16 protein-coding genes are annotated in these 17,158 nt (G+C 73.0%); 6 read left to right on the top strand and 10 right to left on the bottom strand.

The genetic code is table 11. The features are described 5' to 3' along the window. Positions 1–20: 20 nt before the first annotated feature. The 3 genes from ACERUN_RS17680 to ACERUN_RS17690 are packed head-to-tail and all read right to left on the bottom strand — an operon-like array spanning position 21 to position 3,861. Positions 21–2,117 (bottom strand): fructose-specific PTS transporter subunit EIIC, encoded by a 2,097-nt coding sequence (locus tag ACERUN_RS17680; RefSeq protein WP_370291395.1) that lies wholly within the window; start codon positions 2,115–2,117, stop codon positions 21–23. Then, positions 2,105–3,097: a 1-phosphofructokinase family hexose kinase gene (locus tag ACERUN_RS17685; RefSeq protein WP_370291396.1), complete on the bottom strand. Its 993-nt coding sequence runs from the start codon at positions 3,095–3,097 to the stop codon at positions 2,105–2,107. The genes ACERUN_RS17680 and ACERUN_RS17685 overlap by 13 nt, the downstream gene beginning before the upstream one ends. After that, positions 3,094–3,861 (bottom strand): DeoR/GlpR family DNA-binding transcription regulator, encoded by a 768-nt coding sequence (locus ACERUN_RS17690; protein WP_370291397.1) that lies wholly within the window; start codon positions 3,859–3,861, stop codon positions 3,094–3,096. The genes ACERUN_RS17685 and ACERUN_RS17690 overlap by 4 nt, the downstream gene beginning before the upstream one ends. A 90-nt stretch (positions 3,862–3,951) precedes the next feature. On the opposite strand from ACERUN_RS17690, the gene ACERUN_RS17695 reads away from it, so the two are divergent. Next, positions 3,952–5,658 carry a putative PEP-binding protein gene (locus ACERUN_RS17695; RefSeq protein WP_370291398.1) on the top strand — a complete coding sequence of 569 codons (1,707 nt, stop codon included), beginning with the start codon at positions 3,952–3,954 and terminating at the stop codon, positions 5,656–5,658. A 21-nt stretch (positions 5,659–5,679) separates the two neighbouring features. Here the strand turns inward: ACERUN_RS17695 and ACERUN_RS17700 are convergent, their stop codons facing one another. From ACERUN_RS17700 to ACERUN_RS17710, 3 genes are all read right to left on the bottom strand, one after another. Then, positions 5,680–5,925 carry a hypothetical protein gene (locus ACERUN_RS17700; protein ID WP_370291399.1) on the bottom strand — a complete coding sequence of 82 codons (246 nt, stop codon included), beginning with the start codon at positions 5,923–5,925 and terminating at the stop codon, positions 5,680–5,682. 24 nt (positions 5,926–5,949) lie between these two features. Then, on the bottom strand, positions 5,950–7,098 hold the full coding sequence (locus ACERUN_RS17705; protein ID WP_370291400.1) for a fatty acid desaturase: 1,149 nt from the start codon (positions 7,096–7,098) through the stop codon (positions 5,950–5,952). Positions 7,099–7,159: 61 nt separating this feature from the next. After that, positions 7,160–8,320 (bottom strand): ferredoxin reductase, encoded by a 1,161-nt coding sequence (locus tag ACERUN_RS17710; protein ID WP_370291401.1) that lies wholly within the window; start codon positions 8,318–8,320, stop codon positions 7,160–7,162. A gap of 148 nt (positions 8,321–8,468) precedes the next feature. Here ACERUN_RS17710 and ACERUN_RS17715 point away from each other — a divergent pair, with 148 nt between their 5' ends. The 3 genes from ACERUN_RS17715 (at position 8,469) to ACERUN_RS17725 (ending at position 10,956) form a co-directional block, all read left to right on the top strand. Further along, complete coding sequence (locus ACERUN_RS17715; RefSeq protein ID WP_370291402.1) at positions 8,469–9,092, top strand: TetR family transcriptional regulator; 624 nt, start codon at positions 8,469–8,471, stop codon at positions 9,090–9,092. A gap of 89 nt (positions 9,093–9,181) precedes the next feature. After that, positions 9,182–10,336 (top strand): alpha/beta hydrolase, encoded by a 1,155-nt coding sequence (locus ACERUN_RS17720; protein ID WP_370291403.1) that lies wholly within the window; start codon positions 9,182–9,184, stop codon positions 10,334–10,336. 50 nt (positions 10,337–10,386) lie between these two features. Next, the gene (locus ACERUN_RS17725; protein WP_370291404.1) at positions 10,387–10,956 is read left to right on the top strand and encodes a hypothetical protein; all 570 of its coding nucleotides are present in this window, start codon (positions 10,387–10,389) and stop codon (positions 10,954–10,956) included. A gap of 84 nt (positions 10,957–11,040) precedes the next feature. On the opposite strand, the gene ACERUN_RS17730 is transcribed toward ACERUN_RS17725, so the two are convergent. The 4 genes from ACERUN_RS17730 to ACERUN_RS17745 all read right to left on the bottom strand — a co-directional run bounded on the left by ACERUN_RS17730 (position 11,041) and on the right by ACERUN_RS17745 (position 15,490). Further along, the gene (locus ACERUN_RS17730) at positions 11,041–12,576 is read right to left on the bottom strand and encodes an MDR family MFS transporter (protein WP_370291405.1); all 1,536 of its coding nucleotides are present in this window, start codon (positions 12,574–12,576) and stop codon (positions 11,041–11,043) included. A gap of 201 nt (positions 12,577–12,777) precedes the next feature. Beyond that, on the bottom strand, positions 12,778–13,752 hold the full coding sequence (locus tag ACERUN_RS17735; protein ID WP_370291407.1) for a zinc-binding dehydrogenase: 975 nt from the start codon (positions 13,750–13,752) through the stop codon (positions 12,778–12,780). Positions 13,753–13,842: 90 nt separating this feature from the next. Next, positions 13,843–15,033, bottom strand: coding sequence for an NADP-dependent malic enzyme (locus tag ACERUN_RS17740; RefSeq protein WP_370291414.1), 1,191 nt, complete (start codon positions 15,031–15,033; stop codon positions 13,843–13,845). A 64-nt stretch (positions 15,034–15,097) separates the two neighbouring features. Then, entirely contained in the window at positions 15,098–15,490 is a 393-nt protein-coding gene (locus ACERUN_RS17745) for a S24/S26 family peptidase (RefSeq protein WP_370291408.1), read from the bottom strand. A gap of 84 nt (positions 15,491–15,574) precedes the next feature. Here ACERUN_RS17745 and sodN point away from each other — a divergent pair, with 84 nt between their 5' ends. Both sodN and ACERUN_RS17755 read left to right on the top strand, forming a co-directional pair. Beyond that, complete coding sequence (gene sodN, locus ACERUN_RS17750; RefSeq protein WP_370291415.1) at positions 15,575–15,976, top strand: superoxide dismutase, Ni; 402 nt, start codon at positions 15,575–15,577, stop codon at positions 15,974–15,976. Between the two features lie 295 nt (positions 15,977–16,271). After that, complete coding sequence (locus ACERUN_RS17755) at positions 16,272–17,036, top strand: hypothetical protein (protein WP_370291409.1); 765 nt, start codon at positions 16,272–16,274, stop codon at positions 17,034–17,036. Positions 17,037–17,158 lie beyond the last annotated feature (122 nt).

The following is a 17,158-nucleotide window of genomic DNA, read 5'->3' on the forward strand; positions in this document are numbered from 1 at the left end:
CTTCGAGGGTGGTGTCGGACTCAGCCGACGAGGGCGGGGGTCGGGGCGGCGGTGTCCTCGTCGGCGACGGTGATCTCGTCGGCGACCGGGCCGCGGCCGAAAGACTTCAGCGCCACCACCATGGCCGCTGCGACGACGGTCCCGGCAGCGAGCGAGACGAAGAACCACAGCACGCCGTCGACGGCGAAGAGCACGAAGATGCCGCCGTGCGGAGCCCTCAGCGTGACGCCGAACAGCTCGGAGAGCCCGCCGGCCACCGCGCTGCCCGCCACGACTGACGGGATGACACGCAGCGGGTCGGCTGCGGCGAAGGGGATCGCGCCCTCGGAGATGAAGGATGCTCCCAGCAGCCAGGCGGCCTTGCCGTTCTCGCGCTCGGCGCGGTTGAACAGGCGCGGGCTGATCGCGGTGGCCAGGCCCATCGCCAGCGGCGGGACCATGCCGCCGATCATGACCGCGGCCATGATCTTCAGCTCGGGCGCGTCGGGGCTGAGGGCGGCGTCGCCGATGCCGATCACCGCGAAGCTGTAGGCGACCTTGTTGAGCGGGCCGCCCATGTCGAAGGCCATCATCGCGCCGAGCACGATGCCGAGGATGATCGCGTTGGAGCCGTCGAGGCTGTTGAGCCCGTCGGTGAGCCGGTCCATCAGCCACGTGATCGGACGACCCAGCAGCAGGAGCATGACGAGACCGGCGAGGAGGCTGGTGAGCAGCGGCACCACCAGCACCGGCATGAGGCCGCGCGCCCACGTGGGCACCGACCAGCGGGTGATCCACAGTGCGATCAGGCCGGCGATGGTGCCGCCGACGATCGCTCCGATGAAGCCGGTCTGCGGCGCGCTCTGCGACCCGTCGATCACCGCGAAGCCGGAGAGGTTGGTGGCGAGCGCACCCATCACGAAGCCGGGCGCCAGGCCCGGGCGGTCGGCGATCGCGTAGGCGATGTAGCCCGCGAGCGCGGGCACGAACAGGGCGAAGGCGGCCTTGCCGATCACGAAGAGGAGCACGCCGAGGTAGAGGGCGGTGCCCGAGCCGAACAGCGCGTGGTCGAGGTTGTAGGCCGAGGGCGACGGCGGGTCGAACAGCGTGTGCTTGACGAGGATGTCGCCGGCGACGTTGGCGCTGTCGTAGCCGCCGAGGAGGAACCCGAGCGCGATGAGCAGGCCGCCCGCGGCGACGAACGGGATCATGTACGACACGCCCGTCATCAGCACGCGACGGGTACGGCCGCCCCACGACTCCTCGCCTCCCGCGGCGGACGACGGCTCCGCGCCGCGACCCTCGCCGCTCACCCGTGCCGCGTGCGGGTCGCTGGCGATGCGCACGGCCTCGGCGATGACGGCGTCGCCGTCGTCGATGGGCCGCTTGACGCCCGTGCTCAGCACCGGGAGCCCGGCGAAGCGGGCGCGGTCGCGCACGCCCACGTCGGTGGCGAAGACGACCGCGTCGGCGGCCGCGATGGTCGAGGCCGGCAGCGGCGTCGCGCCCGAGGAGCCCTGCGTCTCCACGGCGATCTCGACGCCGGCGCGCGCGGCCGCGGCCTGCAGCGCCTCCGCCGCCATGTAGGTGTGGGCGATGCCGGTGGGGCAGGAGGTGACCGCGACGAGTCGCACCGGCGTGCCGGCTGCGGCGGGTGCGGGCGCCGGGGCCTTCGCCGCTGGCGCGGCCGGCTCCAGCACCCCGCAGACGACGGCCAGCGCCGCTTCCGCGTCGGGCGCCTCGCGCAGCGCGGCGGTGACCTCGGCGCGGGTGATGCCGCGCGCGAGGTTGGCCAGGATGGCGAGGTGCTCGTTGCCGCCGCCCTCGGGCACGGCGATGAGGAACACGAGGTCGGCGGCGCCGTCCTTGGCCCCGAACTCGACGCCGGGGCGCAGCCGGGCGAAGGCGAGCGTCGGACGGTTGACGGCGGCTGAGCGCGCGTGCGGGATCGCGATGCCGCCCTTCATGCCCGTGGCCGCCTTGGCCTCGCGGGCCTGCAGGTCGGCCACCAGGGTCGCGGCGTCGTCGGCGCGCCCGGCGGCGACGATGTCGGCCGCGAGAGCGGCGAGGACGTCGTCCTTGGTGGGTCCGAGGTCCGTGTCGAGGCGGATGAGCCCCACGTCGATCAGTTCTGCCATGTCGGCACTCCTTCGTTGGAGAGGCGGCTCGGCGTGGGTGTGCCGAGCCGACGGACCCGGACCTCATCGGTCCGGAGCTGGGAGGGGGTGGGCACCGTGGTGCCCGGGAGGGAGGCGGCCGCCGCACCCCAGGCGACCGCCGAGACCAGCCGGTCGGCGGGGGCGGCGCCGGCGAGGTCGGCGAGCAGGTAGCCGAGCAGGCTGCTGTCGCCGGCGCCGACGGTGCTGACCACCCGGATGGCCGGCGGCGTCGCGTGCCAGGCCCCGGCGCTCGTGGCGAGCACGGCGCCCGCGCCGCCCAGGGTCGCCAGCACGGCGGCGACGCCGCGCTCCACCAGGCCGGCAGCCGCGAGCGCAACGCGCTCGGGGTCGCCCTCGAGCATGCGCGCCGGCACCCCGACGATGTCGGCCAGCTCCTCGGCGTTCGGCTTGAGCAGCGCCGGCGCGGTGTCGTGCTCGAGGCGGGCGACGAGGGCGGCGAGGGCGGCGTCGCTGGTGTCGACGGCCACACGTCGTCCGCCGGCCCGCAACCGTGCCGCGAGCCCGGCGTACCACCCGGGGTCGGCCCCGGGCGGCAGGGAGCCCGCGAGCACCGCCCACTCGGCGGGGACGGCGAGCGCGGCGAGGGCGACCGCCTCGAGGTCGGCCGGTGTCACCCGGGCTCCGGCGGCGTTGAGCTTGGTGGTCGTGCCGTCGGGCTCGGTGACGGCGAGGTTGACGCGCATCGGCCCGGCGGGCGGCACGGGCGCCGTCGGCACCCCCGCGTCGGCGAGCGAGCGCGCGAAGGGGCTCTCGACCTCCGCCGGGAACACAGCCACGGTGGCGACGCCGGCGCCCACGCAGGCGCGGGAGATGTTGATCCCCTTGCCGCCCGGCTGCTCGGAGACCTCAGCGACGCGGTGGACCTCGCCCCGCTCGAGGCGCCCCGGCAGCGCGATCGTGCGGTCGATGCTCGGGTTCGGGGTGACGGTGACGATCACGCGATCACGACCTCGGGTCCGGCCGCCTCCAGGGCGGAGCGCTCCTCGGCGTCGACGGCGTCGTCGGTGACGATGAGGTCGACCTGGTCGAGCTCGGCGAACCGCACGGCGGCCTCGACCCCGACCTTGCTCGCGTCGGCGAGGACGACGACCCGCTCGGCCGCGAGCACGAAGGCCCGCTTGGTGGCGGCCTCCTCGGCATCGGGGGTGGAGAGTCCGTGACCCAGCGAGATGCCGTTGGCCCCCATGAAGGCCACGTCGACCCGCAGGAGTCCGACCGCGCCGACCGTGGCCGCCCCCACCGCGGCCTGGGTGGCGGTGCGCACGCGCCCCGGGAGGAGGTGGAGCTCGACCGCGGGGTTCGTGGCGAGCCGGGCGGCCACCGGCACCGCGTGCGTGTAGACGACGAGGCGGTGGTTGGTCGGCAGCATGGCCGCGAGCCGCGCGGTCGTCGTGCCCGCGTCGAGGAGGACCGACGCCCCGGCCGGCGGCAGCTCGGCGAGCGCGGCCCGCACGATCCGTTCCTTGGCGGCGGTGTTCGCGACGTCGCGCTCCCCCACGGCCGTCTCGAGGGTGGTGAGGGCCGCGGCCGGCACCGCCCCTCCGTGCACCCGACGCACGAGGCCGAGCTGCTCGAGGGCGGTGAGGTCGCGGCGGACGGTCTCGGTGGTCACGTCGTAGCGCTCGGCGATCTCGGCAACCGAGAGCCGTCCCTCGGACGCCACCTCACGGGCGATGCTCTGCTGACGCTCCTCGGCGTACACGCTGTGACCCCTCTCACGTGGATCTGTGTTTATGTTGTTTTATGCCCGTTTCTGTTGCTTGTCAAGGGCCAGCGCGTCTACCGTGTGAGCATGGTCACCGCATCCGAGGTCCTCCTCCACGGCACCCCCGTCGTGCCCGGGCTCGCCCACGGTCGCGCCCACGTGGTCGTCAGCGAGATCCCCGCCGAGGCCCTGCGCGCCTACGGCGAGACCGCCCCCGCGGACGAGAACGACGCCCTCGCCGTCTACGACGCGGCCGCAGCAGCCGTCGCCGACGGCTTCCGCACGCGGGCCGCGCACGCCGACGGCGCCAGCGCCGGCGTGCTCACCGCCAGCGCGGGCCTGGCGACCGACCGCGGCCTGCGCTCGGCGGTGCGCAAGGAGCTGCGAGCCGGCGAGCCCCTGCTCACGGCGATCGACCACGCGGTCGAGCAGTTCGTCACGGTGTTCACCGGCATGGGCGGCCTCATGGCCGAGCGCGTCACCGACCTGCGCGACATCCGCCTGCGCATCCTCGCCCGCCTGGTCGGAGCTCCCGAACCGGGCGTGAGCCTGCCCGACGAGCCGGTGGTGCTCATCGCGGGCGACCTCGCCCCCGCCGACACCTCCGGCCTCGACCCCGCCCGGGTGCTCGCCCTGGTCACCGAACGGGGCGGACCCACCAGCCACACCGCGATCATCGCCCGCCAGCTCGGCATCCCCTGCGTGGTCGGGGTGGGCGGGATCGTCGCGGCCGCCGCGCACCGTCACCTCCTCGTGGACGGCGCCACCGGCACCGTCGAGATCGACCCTGATCCCGCCGCGGCCACCGTCCGGGTCCGGGCTGCTGCCGCCGAGCGCGAGGCGCTGGCCGGCTGGTCGGGGCCCGGTCGCACCGCCGACGGCCATGCCGTGTCGCTGCTCGCGAACATCGCGGACGCCGCATCCGCTGCGAGCGCCGCCGCCGCGCCGGTCGCCGGCGTCGGCCTGTTCCGCACCGAGCTCGCCTTCCTCGACCGCAGCACCGAGCCCAGCGTCGCGGCGCAGACGGACGTCTACGCGGCCGCGCTCGCTCCCTTCGCGGGCCAGGGCCGCCACGTCGTCGTCCGCACACTGGATGCGGGCTCGGACAAGCCGATCGCCTTCGCCACCCACCCCGACGAGGAGAACCCGGCCCTGGGCGTGCGCGGGTTGCGGCTGTCGTTCACCGACCCGGCACTGCTCGAGCGCCAGCTCGACGCCATCGCGGCCGCGGCCGAGCGCACCGGCACGACGACCTGGGTGATGGCGCCCATGGTGGCCACCGTCGACGAGGCGCGCTCGTTCGCGGCGAGCGTGCGCTCGCGCGGGCTGAGGGCTGGGGTGATGGTGGAGGTGCCCAGCGCGGCGCTGCTGGCCGATCGCATCCTGGCCGAGGTCGACTTCCTGTCCCTCGGCACCAACGACCTCACCCAGTACACGATGGCGGCCGACCGGATGGCCAGCGACCTCGCGCACCTCACCGATCCCTGGCAGCCGGCCGTCCTGCACCTCGTCGCGCTGACCGCCCGGGCCGGCACCCGCGCGTCGAAGTCGGTGGGCGTGTGCGGCGAGGCCGCGGCCGACCCGCTGCTCGCCTGCGTCCTCGTCGGTCTCGGCGCGACGTCGCTGTCGATGGCGCCCGCAGCGGTGCGCGCCGTCGGCGCCCGGCTGGAGGCCGTCACCCTGCAGCAGTGCCGCGAGGCGGCTGCCGCCGCCCTCGATGCCGCGGACCCGGCCGCAGCACGCGAAGCGGCCCGGACCCTGCTCGATGCAGGATCCGGGCCGCTCATGGCGTGATCGCCCCGTGAGGGTCGGGCCTCAGTCGTCGTCCGCCTCGATCTCGGCGTGGCCGCCGCGATCGCCGTGCTCGGCCAGCGCTCGCCGCGAGGCGTCGCGGATCTCGAACACCTCGGTGGCGAAGCCGCCGACGGCAGCCGCCACGTCGCCGACCGCGCGGGTGACGATGGAGGCGACCTCGCCGACGGTCTGGGCGGCCGCCTCAGCCCCCGCCTGCAACGCGTCCTTGGTGATCTCGGCCTTGCTCAGGTTGTCGCGTCCGGTCATGACGACATTCTCGCCGTCAGGACCTCACGCGGCCAACGAGTCGTCGGTCACGGGCGAGGTGCCCTTCACCGGCGCGGCGGTGCTCTTGCCGCCGGGCAGCGAGAGTCGCACGATCTTCTTGAACACGCTGAACAGCTGCTTGTGCAGCGAGCCGGTGTTGTAGGGCAGCCCGTAGCGCTCGCAGATGTCGCGCACCTCCTCGGCGATCTCCGGGTAGCGACGCGCCGGGAGGTCGGGGAACAGGTGGTGCTCGATCTGGTGCGACAGGTTGCCGCTCATGACGTGCATGAGCTTGCCGCCGGTGATGTTGGCCGAGCCCAGCATCTGGCGCAGGTACCAGTGGCCACGCGTCTCGTTCGCGGTCTCCTCCTCGGAGAACGACGCGACGCCGGCCGGGAAGTGCCCGCAGAAGATGATGTTGAAGGCCCAGATGTTGCGCACCAGGTTCGCCGTGGCGTTGCCGGCGAAGGTAAGCGGGAACAGCGGACCCGTCAGCGCCGGGAACAGCAGGTAGTCCTTGAGCGCCTGGCGCCGCATCTTGCGGAACAGCCCCGGATAGAGCGCCTTGTTCTCCTCGATGCTGCGCTTGCCCGAGACGATGTTCTCGACCTCGAGGTCGTGCATCGCCACGCCCCACTCGAAGAAGATCATGAGCAGGAAGGCGTACACCGGGTTGCCCAGGTAGTACGGGTGCCACTTCTGGTCGGGGTCCATGCGCAGGATCCCGTAGCCCACGTCGCGGTCCTTGCCGACGATGTTCGTGAACGTGTGGTGGATGTAGTTGTGCGAGTACTTCCACTGGTCGCTCGGGCACACGTTGTCCCAGTCGAACATGCGCGAGTTGAAGGCGGGGTCGCCGAGCCAGTCGTACTGGCCGTGCATCACGTTGTGCCCGATCTCCATGTTGTCGAGGATCTTCGACACGCTCAGCGCGGCGACGGCCAGCGGCCAGGCCGGGGGGAGGTAGAAGAGGGCGCGACCGGCGACCTCGAAGCTCCGCTGGGCCTTCACGACCTTGCGGAGGTACTCGGCGTCGGCCTCGCCGAGGTCGTCGAGCACCCGCTGGCGGATGGCGTCGAGCTCGGCACCGAGGCGCTCGATCTCGGCGGCGGTCAGGCCGTGGTACTTGTCATCGGTCGCGGTGGTCTCGACCGGGTCCTGCGTGGTGGTCATCGGACACTCCTCGTGTGGGTGGGTGTGCGGTGGCTGGAACGGATGGGGATCCCGGTGGGGATCAGAGATCGATGTGGCAGTCGCCAGCGGCGGCGCTCACGCAGATGCGGATCTCCTCGTCCGGCAGCGCGGAGGTCTCGCCGGTGAGCACGTTGCGCACGGTGCCGGCGGTCTTGGTGCGCGTGCAGGAGAAGCAGATGCCCATGCGGCACCCGAACTCCGGGCTGAGGCCGGCGGCCTCGGCCTGCTCGAGGATCGTGTCTCCGGAGGCGGCGACCGTGGTGCCGGAGCGGGAGAACGTGATCTCGCCGTCCACCTCCTCGCCGGGCTGGGCGGCGCGGGCGACGACGGGCTTGAAGAATTCCATGCGCAGACGCGGCGACAACTCGCCGTCGGCGTCGGTGTAGGCGTCCTTGACCAGCTCGACCAGTCCGGCGGGGCCGCAGAGCCACGTGTCGGTCCGGCGGTGGTCGGGCACGAGGCGGCGCAGCTCGAACTCGGTGAAGAGCTGGTCGCCGTAGCGCAGGTGGACGTCCACGCCGTTGTCGGCTGCAGCGATCTCGGCGAGCTCGTCGGCGAAGATCTGGTCCTGCGGTCCGCGGGCGTAGTGCAGGAAGGTCACCTTGCGCCCGGCGTGGCCGTCGTAGCCGTCGCGGAGCAGCGTGCGCACCATCGACATCGCGGGCGTGATGCCTGAGCCGCCGGTGATGAAGACGAGGTGGCTGATGGTGGGCGTGGCGGGGCTCTCGTTGAGGACGAACTCGCCGCGCGCCTGGCTGAGGTGGAGGATCTCGCCCGGCTTGGCCTCCCGGACGAGGTAGGACGACACCTGGCCCTCGTCGTTGGCGCGGATGGTCAGCGTGATCTGCTCCCCGCGCCCCGAGGCCGCGGAGCTGATCGAGAAGGCCCGGGTGAGGCGGCGCGAGGAGCTGGGCAGTTCGACACCCACCAGCACGTGCTGGCCGGCCCGGTGACCGCGCCAGCTCTCGGTGGGCTGGAGGGTGATGGTGGCGACCGGTGCCGTGTCGGCGCCCTCGGTCTCGCGGTGGATCGAGACGATCCGGGCGCGGACGTCGTGGGCGGCCCACATCGGGTTGAAGCGCTCGAGGTAGCGGTCGATGCCGTGCGGCGCGGCGAGCGCGTCGACGAGGCGGGACCGCAGCAGACGGCCGACCACGCGGCCGGCCGGGCTCACGGCCGGGGCGGGTGCGAGGGTGGTCATGTCGTGCTCCTGACTGCGGGTCGCGCTGCGGCGTCCCGCGACATTCGGTGTACGTCTGTACACCCAAACTCTCCCCCGTTCCCCTGGAGAGGTCAACATCGACGGCTGGTGACAGTGGACACACGTTCACCCTGAGTAGGATCGAGGCGTGACCGAGACCAGAGTCGAGCGCAAGGAGCGCACCCGCCGCGCCATCCTTGACGCCGCCCTCTCCCTCTCGGCCGAGAGCACCCTGGTCGCCCTGTCGCTGCGCCAGGTGGCCAAGGAGGTGGGCGTCGTCCCCACCGCCTTCTACCGCCACTTCGACTCCATCGAGGAGCTCGGGCTCGCCCTCGTCGAGGAGAGCCTCGACACGCTGCGCGGGCTCCTGCGCGAGCTGCGCCGCACGGCCGGAACCGACTTCCGCACGATCATCGACGGCTCGGTGGACGTGCTCGTCGACCAGGTGAGGCGCAACCACGACCACTACGGGTTCATCGCCCGCGAGCGCTTCGCCGGCCCCACGCCCGTGCGCCAGGCGATCGCCGACGGCATCGGCCTCGCCGAGCGCGAGCTGGCCGTCGACCTCGCCCACCTGCCGGGCACCGACACCTGGTCGCCCGGCGACCTGCAGGTGCTCTCGAGCCTCATCGTCGGCGCCATGGTCAGCACCGCCGAGCAGCTGGTCGCCGCATCGCCGGGCTCCGCCGACGAGCAGCGCATCGCGGTCACCGCCCGCACCCAGCTGCGCATGCTCGTGATCGGCGCCCTCCACTGGCGCTCCGAGCCCTGATCCGCCGCGTCCTTCCGGCGCCCGCCGCCGCTGCGCGGCCTTCGTCACGTTCGGTGGACGACGCCCGCGCGATGTCCCACGATGGCGCGGTGTCGAACACCCTGGCTGCCCCCACGTCACCGACGCGTCCCTCGTCGGGCGCCCCCGCGGAGCAGTCCGCTGGCGCGCCCGCATCCGCCGGTCTGAGCGTGCTGGGACTGCTCGGCACCGCGGCCCGCAACGCGTGGGCCCTCTCCCCCGCCGGGACGGGCGTCGAGCGCTACGAGGGTCTCCCGGCCACCGTCGTCGCCGACGGCCCCCACCGGCGCCTCGTGCGCTTCGACCGCACCAGCCCCGCCACGACCGCCCGACCCGTGCTGCTGGTGCCGCCCCTGGCGGTCTCCACCCGGTGCTTCGACCTGCGGCCGGGGCAGAGCCTGGCCGCCCACCTGCGCGACAGCGGCCGCGCCACCTACCTGCTCGACTACGGCGACATCACCTTCGCCGACCGCCGGATGGGCTTCGAGGCCTGGATGGACGACATCGTGCCGTCGGCGATCGCCGCCGTGCTGGACGACCACCGCCACGACGGCGCGACGAGCGCCGGCGTCGATCTCGTCGGCTGGTCCCTGGGCGGCACGATCAGCCTGCTCACCCTGGCCGCCCACCCCGACCTGCCGGTGCACTCGCTCACCGCCTTCGGCACCCCGATCGACTACCACCGCATCGGCTCCGTGCGCCCCCTGATCGCCGCCGACCGCCTCCTCGGTTCCCGCGCGGTGACGGCGCCGACGGCCGCGCTCGGCGGCGTGCCGCGCCACCTCGTGCGCGCCAGCTACCGGGCCATGGCTCCCAAGCGCGAGCTCACCAAGGCGGTCCACCTGGCCAAGAACCTGCTCGACACCGAGGCCCTGGCCCGCACCACGGCGATCGACTCCTTCATCGCCGAGATGCCGGGCTACCCCGGTCGCGCCTACCACCAGATCCACACCCGGCTCATGGTGCGCAACGAGCTGGCCGCCGGCACCGTGCACCTCGGTCGCGGGCGCTCGGTCGACCTGGGCGAGATCCGCGCCCGCGTGCTCTTCGTCGGCAGCTCGAGCGACAACATCGCCGACGGGCCGGCCGTCGAGGCCGGCACCCGCGTCGTCCCCGGCGCTCGCTACGCCGCCGCCGACGGGCTGAGCCACCTCGGCCTGGTCGCCGGCCCCCGGGCCGCCCAGGTCAGCTGGCCGGCCATGGACGCCTTCCTCGCCGAGGACTGAGCCGCCGCCCGGGCCTCCGCTCACCACGCCCGACTCGGTACCGTCGGGCCATGACGGCAGCGATGTACTACCCCGCCTTCTTCGTGCGGCAGAAGTTCGCCATGACCACCAACCGCTACGAGATCGTGGCGGCGGCGCCCGACGGCTCCCCCGGCGCCGTGCTGGCCGTGGCCCAGCAGAAGCGGCTGGCGTTCAAGGAGGAGGTGACCTTCTACACCGACGAGTCGCGCTCGCGCGCGGTCTTCAGCTTCAAGGCCCGCCAGCGCGTCGACCTCAACGCCGGCTACGACGTGCGCGACGAGTCCGGCCAGCCGCTGGGCTTCTTCCGCAAGGACTTCGGCAAGTCGCTCCTGCGCTCGACCTTCCACCTGGAGGGCCCCGGCTACCAGGGCGTCGGCCAGGAGCGCTCGACGGCCGTCGCGCTGATCCGGCGCTTCACCGACATCCCCTTCCTGCCGATCCACTTCGACTTCGTCTCGCCGCAGGGCGCTCCCCTGCTGCAGGTGGAGCGTCAGGGCAGCGTGCGCGACCGCTACACGGTGCGGGTGCCCGAGCAGGCCGTCGACTTCCGGGTCGCCGCGGCGGTGGCCGTCGGACTCGACGCGCTCATGCAGCGCTGAGCCGAGTCCTCCTCACCCGACGACGAGAGGCCGGCGAGGACGTCGTCCGCGCCGGCCTCTCGCGCGCGGTGCCGGGTGCGCCGGTCAGTGCCCGTGCGGAGCGCTCTCGGGCGCCTCGACCCGCGCGGGGAGCATGAGGGCCGTCGCGACCACGACGAGGCCGATCACCGCACCGGCGGCGAAGGCCCACTGCAGTCCGCCGAGCATCGCGGCCGCCGGTGCGGCACCGTCGCTCGCCAGGCTCTCGGAACGGTTGCTCAGGATCACGACGAGCACGGCCGTGCCGATGGCGCCGGCGACCTGCTGCAGGGTGCCCAGCAGCGAGCTGCCGTGCGAGTAGAGATGGGGCGGCAGCGCGCCGAGGCCGATCGTGAAGACGGGCGTGAAGATCAGCGCGAGGCTGGCCATCAGCGCCACGTGCACCAGGAGGATCAGCAGGTACGGGGTGTCGGCGCCGAGGCGGCTCAGTGCGAACAGCAGCGCCACCATGCCGACCGCGCCCGGGATGACCAGCGGTCGCGAGCCGATGCGGTCGTAGGCCTTGCCGACCTGGGGACCGAGCAGGCCCATCGCGAGTCCGCCGGGCATCACGAGCAGCCCCGTCTGCAGCTCCGTGAGGCCGCGCAGCTGCTGCAGGTAGAGCGGCAGCAGGATCATGGAGCCGAGGAAGGCCATGAAGCCCGCCGACATCAGCGCCAGCGAGATGGCGTAACTGCGGTGGGTCAGGGTGCGCAGGTCGAGCAGCGGACGGTCCTCGCGTTGCAGGCGCAGCTGCAGCGCGACGAACGCCGCGACCAGGGCGAGACCGGTGACGATCAGGCCGATCGCCTCCGCCGCGGCCGCCTCCCCGACCCGGCTGAGCCCGAAGACGAAGATGGCGAAGCCGCTGCCGGCCAGCACGACGCTCGGCCAGTGCACCGGCGCCTGGTTGGTCTCCCCGACGTCCACCATCGCGCGGTGGCCGAAGAACCCCACCAGCACCGCGACCGGCAGCACGGCCACGAAGATCAGGCGCCACGAGCCCAGCTCGAGCAGCACCCCGGAGACGGCGGGGCCGAGGGCGGGCGCGCACGACATGGCCAGGGTGACCTGCCCCATCACGCGACCCCGGTCCTCCGCGGCGACCACCGTCATCAGCGTGGTCATGAGCAGCGGCATCATGACCGCCGTGCCGGCCGCCTGGACGACGCGGCCGCCGAGCAGCACCGCGAACGAGGGGGCGATCGCTGCGATCAGCGTGCCGAGGGCGAAGGTGGTCATCGCCACCGCGTAGGCGCGCCGGGTGCTGACCCGCTGCAGGAACCAGCCGGTGACGGGGATGACCGCCGCCATGGTGAGCATGAAGACGGTGAGCGCCCACTGGGCGGTCGTGGACCCGATCGAGAAGTCGACCATGAGGCGCGGCACGGCGTTGACCATGATCGTCTCGTTGAGGATCACCACGAACGTCGCCGCGACGAGCAGCTTGATCACGAGCGGCGTGCGCCCCGACGCCGGGATCAGCGCGTCCGAGGCGGCACCGGCCCCAGCGGGCGGCGTCGCCGCGGGGATGAGCGGGTCGGCCGCAGGTGCGGCCTTCGCCAGGGTGGGCTCGGGAGCGGAGCCGGTGGGCGCGGTCATGGAGGTCCTCACGTCATGGGGGTGCTCAGGCGCCGGTCGTGTCGCCGACGGCTGCGAGACGATCCGCGGTCGAGCCGGGAGGCGTCCGGGATCGGGCGTGGTCCATCGTGGACCACGCACACCGCAACACGCCAACTGTTTTGGTGATTCCCCGCCAGCCTTCCACGACGGGGACGGCGGGGCTGCCTCAGCGGGGCTGCCTCAGCGGGTGAGGACGATCTTGCCGAACACCTCGCCGGCAGCGAGCGCCGCGAAGCCGTCGCGCGCCTCGGTCATCGCGATCACGCGGTCGAGCACGGGCCGCACGCCCGTGGCGTCGAGCATCGTCACCAGGCTCGCGAGCTCGTCGCGGGTGCCCATGGTGGAGCCGATGACGCTCAGCTGGAGGAAGAAGATCCGGGTGAGCTCAGCGTCGTCGAGGTTCGGGCCCGAGGTCGTGCCGGAGATGACGATCTTGCCGCCGGGGCGCAGCGAGCGGATCGAGTGCGACCAGGTGGCGCGGCCGACGGTCTCCATGACGGCGTCGACCTTCACGGGCAGGCGGGCGCCGGACTCGAAGACCTCGTGGGCGCCGAGCTCGAGCGCCTTGGTCCGCTTGGCCTCGTCGCGGCTGGTGGCCAGCACCCGCAGGCCGCCCGCCCGCGCCAGGGCGATCAGGGCGGTGGCGACGCCGCCGCCGGCGCCCTGCACGAGCACGGTGTCGCCGGCCTTGAGGCCGCCCTGGGTGAAGAGCATCCGGTAGGCGGTGAGCCAGGCGGTGGGCAGGCACGCGGCCTCCTCGAACGACATCGAGGCGGGCTTGGGCACCACGTTGCGTCGCGGCACGATCACCTGGTCGGCCAGCGTGCCCTGGTGCCGCTCGGAGAGCAGCGAGCGCTTCGGGTCGAAGGTCTCGTCGCCGCTCCAGTCGGGGTCGGAGATCACCGAGTGGACGACGACCTCGTTGCCGTCCTCGTCGTAGCCGGCGGCGTCGCAGCCCAGGATCATCGGCAGCGCCTCCGCCTTCAGCCCCACCCCGCGCAGCGACCACAGGTCGTGGTGGTTGAGCGAGGCGGCCTTGACCGTGACCGTCGTCCACCCCTCGGGAGCCACCGGGTCGGGGCGCTCCCCGAGCACGAGGCCGCTCAGCGGGTCGTCGGCGGAACTGGCGAACGAATCGGCGTAGACGGCGAACACGTCGGCGAGCCTAGCCGCGTGCCCGTCGAGGACGACGCCGCGTCCGGGTGGCGGCTCGGCGTCGCCCCGTGGTGCGCGGCCCGCCCGCGCTCAGAGGCGCGCGACGCCGTCGCGACGGGCGGCCTCGGCCACCGCTGCCGCCACGGCCGGGCCCACGCGGGGGTCGAACGGCGAGGGGATGATGAGGTCCTCGGCGAGGTCGTCGCCGACGAGGTCGGCCAGGGCGTCGGCCGCGGCGACCTTCATGCCCTCGGTGATCGCGCTGGCGTGCACGTCGAAGGCGCCGCGGAAGATGCCCGGGAACGCCAGCACGTTGTTGATCTGGTTGGGGAAGTCGGAGCGACCGGTGGCCACGATGCGGGCGTGGCGGTGGGCGACGTCCGGGTGGACCTCCGGAACGGGGTTGGCCATGGCGAAGATGATCGCGTCGTCGGCCATCGTCGCGACGACCTCCTCGGGCACGGTGCCGCCGGAGACGCCGATGTAGACGTCGGCGCCGTCGAAGGCCTCCGCGAGCGTGCCGCGGCGCCCGGACTTGTCGGCGGTGAGCTCGGCCAGCGCGATCTTCTGCGGGGTCAGGTCGTGGCGGTCGGAGCTCACCACGCCGCGACGGTCGGTGACGGCGATGTCGGTGATGCCCGCCTGGAGCAGGATCTTGGCGATCGCCACGCCCGCGGCGCCGGCCCCGGAGATGACCACCCGGGTGGACTCGACGCTGCGCCCGGTGAGCTTCAGCGCGTTGCGCAGGGCGGCCAGGGTGACCACCGCGGTGCCGTGCTGGTCGTCGTGGAAGACGGGGATGTCGAGCTCGGCCTTGAGCCGGTCCTCGATCTCGAAGCAGCGCGGGGCCGAGATGTCCTCGAGGTTGACACCGCCGAAGCTCGGCGCGAGCCGCACGACGGTCTCGATGATCTCCTCGACGTCGGTGGTGGCCAGGCAGATCGGCACGCCGTCGACGCCGCCGAACTGCTTGAAGAGCACCGCCTTGCCCTCCATCACGGGCATCGCGGCGGCCGGGCCGATGTCGCCCAGGCCGAGCACCGCGGTGCCGTCGGTGACGATGGCCACCGTGTTCGGCACCCACGTGTAGTGCCGCGTGAGCGCGGGGTCGGCAGCGATCGCCTCGCAGACCTCAGCCACGCCGGGCGTGTAGGCCAGCGAGAGCTGCTCCTTGGAGGCGACCTCCGCGGTCGAGACGGTGGCGAGCTTGCCGCCGTGGTGCAGGTCGAAGACCGGCTCACCCGCGCGCGGGTGGGAGGAAGGGACGTCGTTGGCCACGATGGTCGATCCTCCCACATGCCCCCAGCGCCGGCGGGCGGTGTCCGGATGCCAGCACCCGCGGGGCTCAGCGCGGCCGGCGACCCGGCCCGCCGAGGCGGCCGAGCAGCCGCGGGCGCGGACGCCAGCGCAGCACGGCGACGGCGAGCACGTCGTCGTCCGCGATCACGCCGCGGTGCCGGGAGTCGACGCCGGCCGGGTTGTCGCCCAGCAGCCACCACCCGCCGTCCCGACGCTCGACCGCCCGCTTCACCACGAGCGCGCCGTCGGGGAATCGCGCCACGACGACGGCACCGCGACGGGGAGCGGCGCGATAGCGCACGAGCAGCCGATCGCCGGACGTGAGGGTCGGCAGCATCGAGTCGCCCCGCACGACGGCGACGCCCCAGCGAGGGGTCCGGGGCCGTCGCGACGGATCGCGGAGGGGGCCGCCGCGGCCTCCCGTTGTGCTCTCCCCCACGCCGAGTAGTGTCGCAGGAGCACGTTCGTTCCCGTCGAACCGTTCGATCACACGATCAAGGAGAGGACCCCCATGTTCTCGCGTCTGCGCTCCGCGCTTCTCGCCCCCACCGTCGAGGTCTCCGCCCACTGCGACCTGCCCTGCGGCGTCTACGACCCCGCCCAGGCCCGCATCGAGGCCGAGTCGATCAAGGCCGTCATCGCCAAGGTCAACGACAACGACGACCCCGACTTCCGCACCCGCGCGGTGCTCATCAAGGAGCAGCGCTCCGAGCTGGTCAAGCACCACCTCTGGGTGCTGTGGACCGACTACTTCAAGCCCCCGCACTTCGAGAAGTACCCGCAGCTGCACACCCTCGTCAACGAGGCCACCAAGCTCGCCGGTGCCGCCGGCACCAAGGGCACCCTCGACGCCGACGTGGCCGACCAGCTGCTGGCCAAGATCGACGAGATCGCCGAGATCTTCTGGGAGACCAAGAAGGCCTGAGGCCCCGCTCCCCAGGGAGCTCTCGACACCGCGACGCCGCCGCCGTCCTCGAAGGAGGACGACGGCGGCGTCGTCGTTCCGGCCCGCGCCCGACCCGGTCCGGGACCTAGGTCACGAATCCCCACCGGTTGCTGAGGTCCGCCCCGAGGGGGCCGAAGGTCCCCCCAGATCGGGCGGAGCACTGGACCGCCTCGCCCGTGATGCTCACGCCGCCCCCACTCTCGGGGTTCGGCTCGATCCCCGGACAGGGCGGAACGCTCCGCCGCGACCGGTAACCGGAGGGAGACACCACGCGATGTATCGCGCCCTGATCAAGATCGTCGTCGCCTTGGCCCTGGCCACCGGCCTCACCTACGCGACCGGCGGCACCTCGAGCGCCGCCCCGGCCGCCGCCGAGAGCAGCGTCGCCCCGCGCGCCGCGAGCTGCTCGGCCGAGCAGAAGAAGCTCAGCAACGCCCGCGCCGTCTACGCCAACTGGGTGAAGGTCACCAAGAAGTCGCGCGCCGCCTACAAGAAGGCCCAGCGCGTCGAGAAGAAGACCGTCGGCAAGAAGGCCAAGAAGCGCGCCCACGCCAAGACCGTCAAGGCCCGCAAGAAGTACGTGTCGAACGCCAAGCGCTCCGACGTCGCCAAGAAGCGCGCCGTGGCCGCCCGCCGCGCCTACGACAAGTGCGTGGCCGCCAACCAGCCGCAGCCCGCCCCGGCCCCGTCGGCCAGCCCCATCCAGGTGCTGTGCGACGCCGGCATCCCGCAGATCGTGTGCGACCAGCTCGTCGTCGTCATCCCCAGCGGCAACGTCACGAGCACCATCGCCCAGTTCTGCACCGCGTTCCCGCAGGGCGCCCAGCTGTGCACCCTGCTCGACAACAACTCCACCCTCGACCCGGCTCTGCTGGTGACGCTGCTCGACCAGATCATCGACGTGCTGCCCGACCCCAGCAGCGGCCTCCTGCAGCCGGTGTTCGACCTGCTGCAGCTCAACGGCCTCGGTGGCTCGGTCAGCACCAACCAGCTCAACGCGCTGCTCAACCAGCTCGGCATCACCCCGGCGATCGGCTGATCACCACCGGACACACCACCGGTGTCCGGCTCGAGCTCGAGCCAACACCTGCACCACCTGACGCGACGGCCCTGCCCACCCGGGCACCGCCGGCCTGCGTCGTCCCCGGGGGGCGACCCCCC

This window comes from Nocardioides sp., from assembly GCF_964229035.1.
In the GTDB taxonomy this organism is placed as follows: domain Bacteria; phylum Actinomycetota; class Actinomycetes; order Propionibacteriales; family Nocardioidaceae; genus Nocardioides.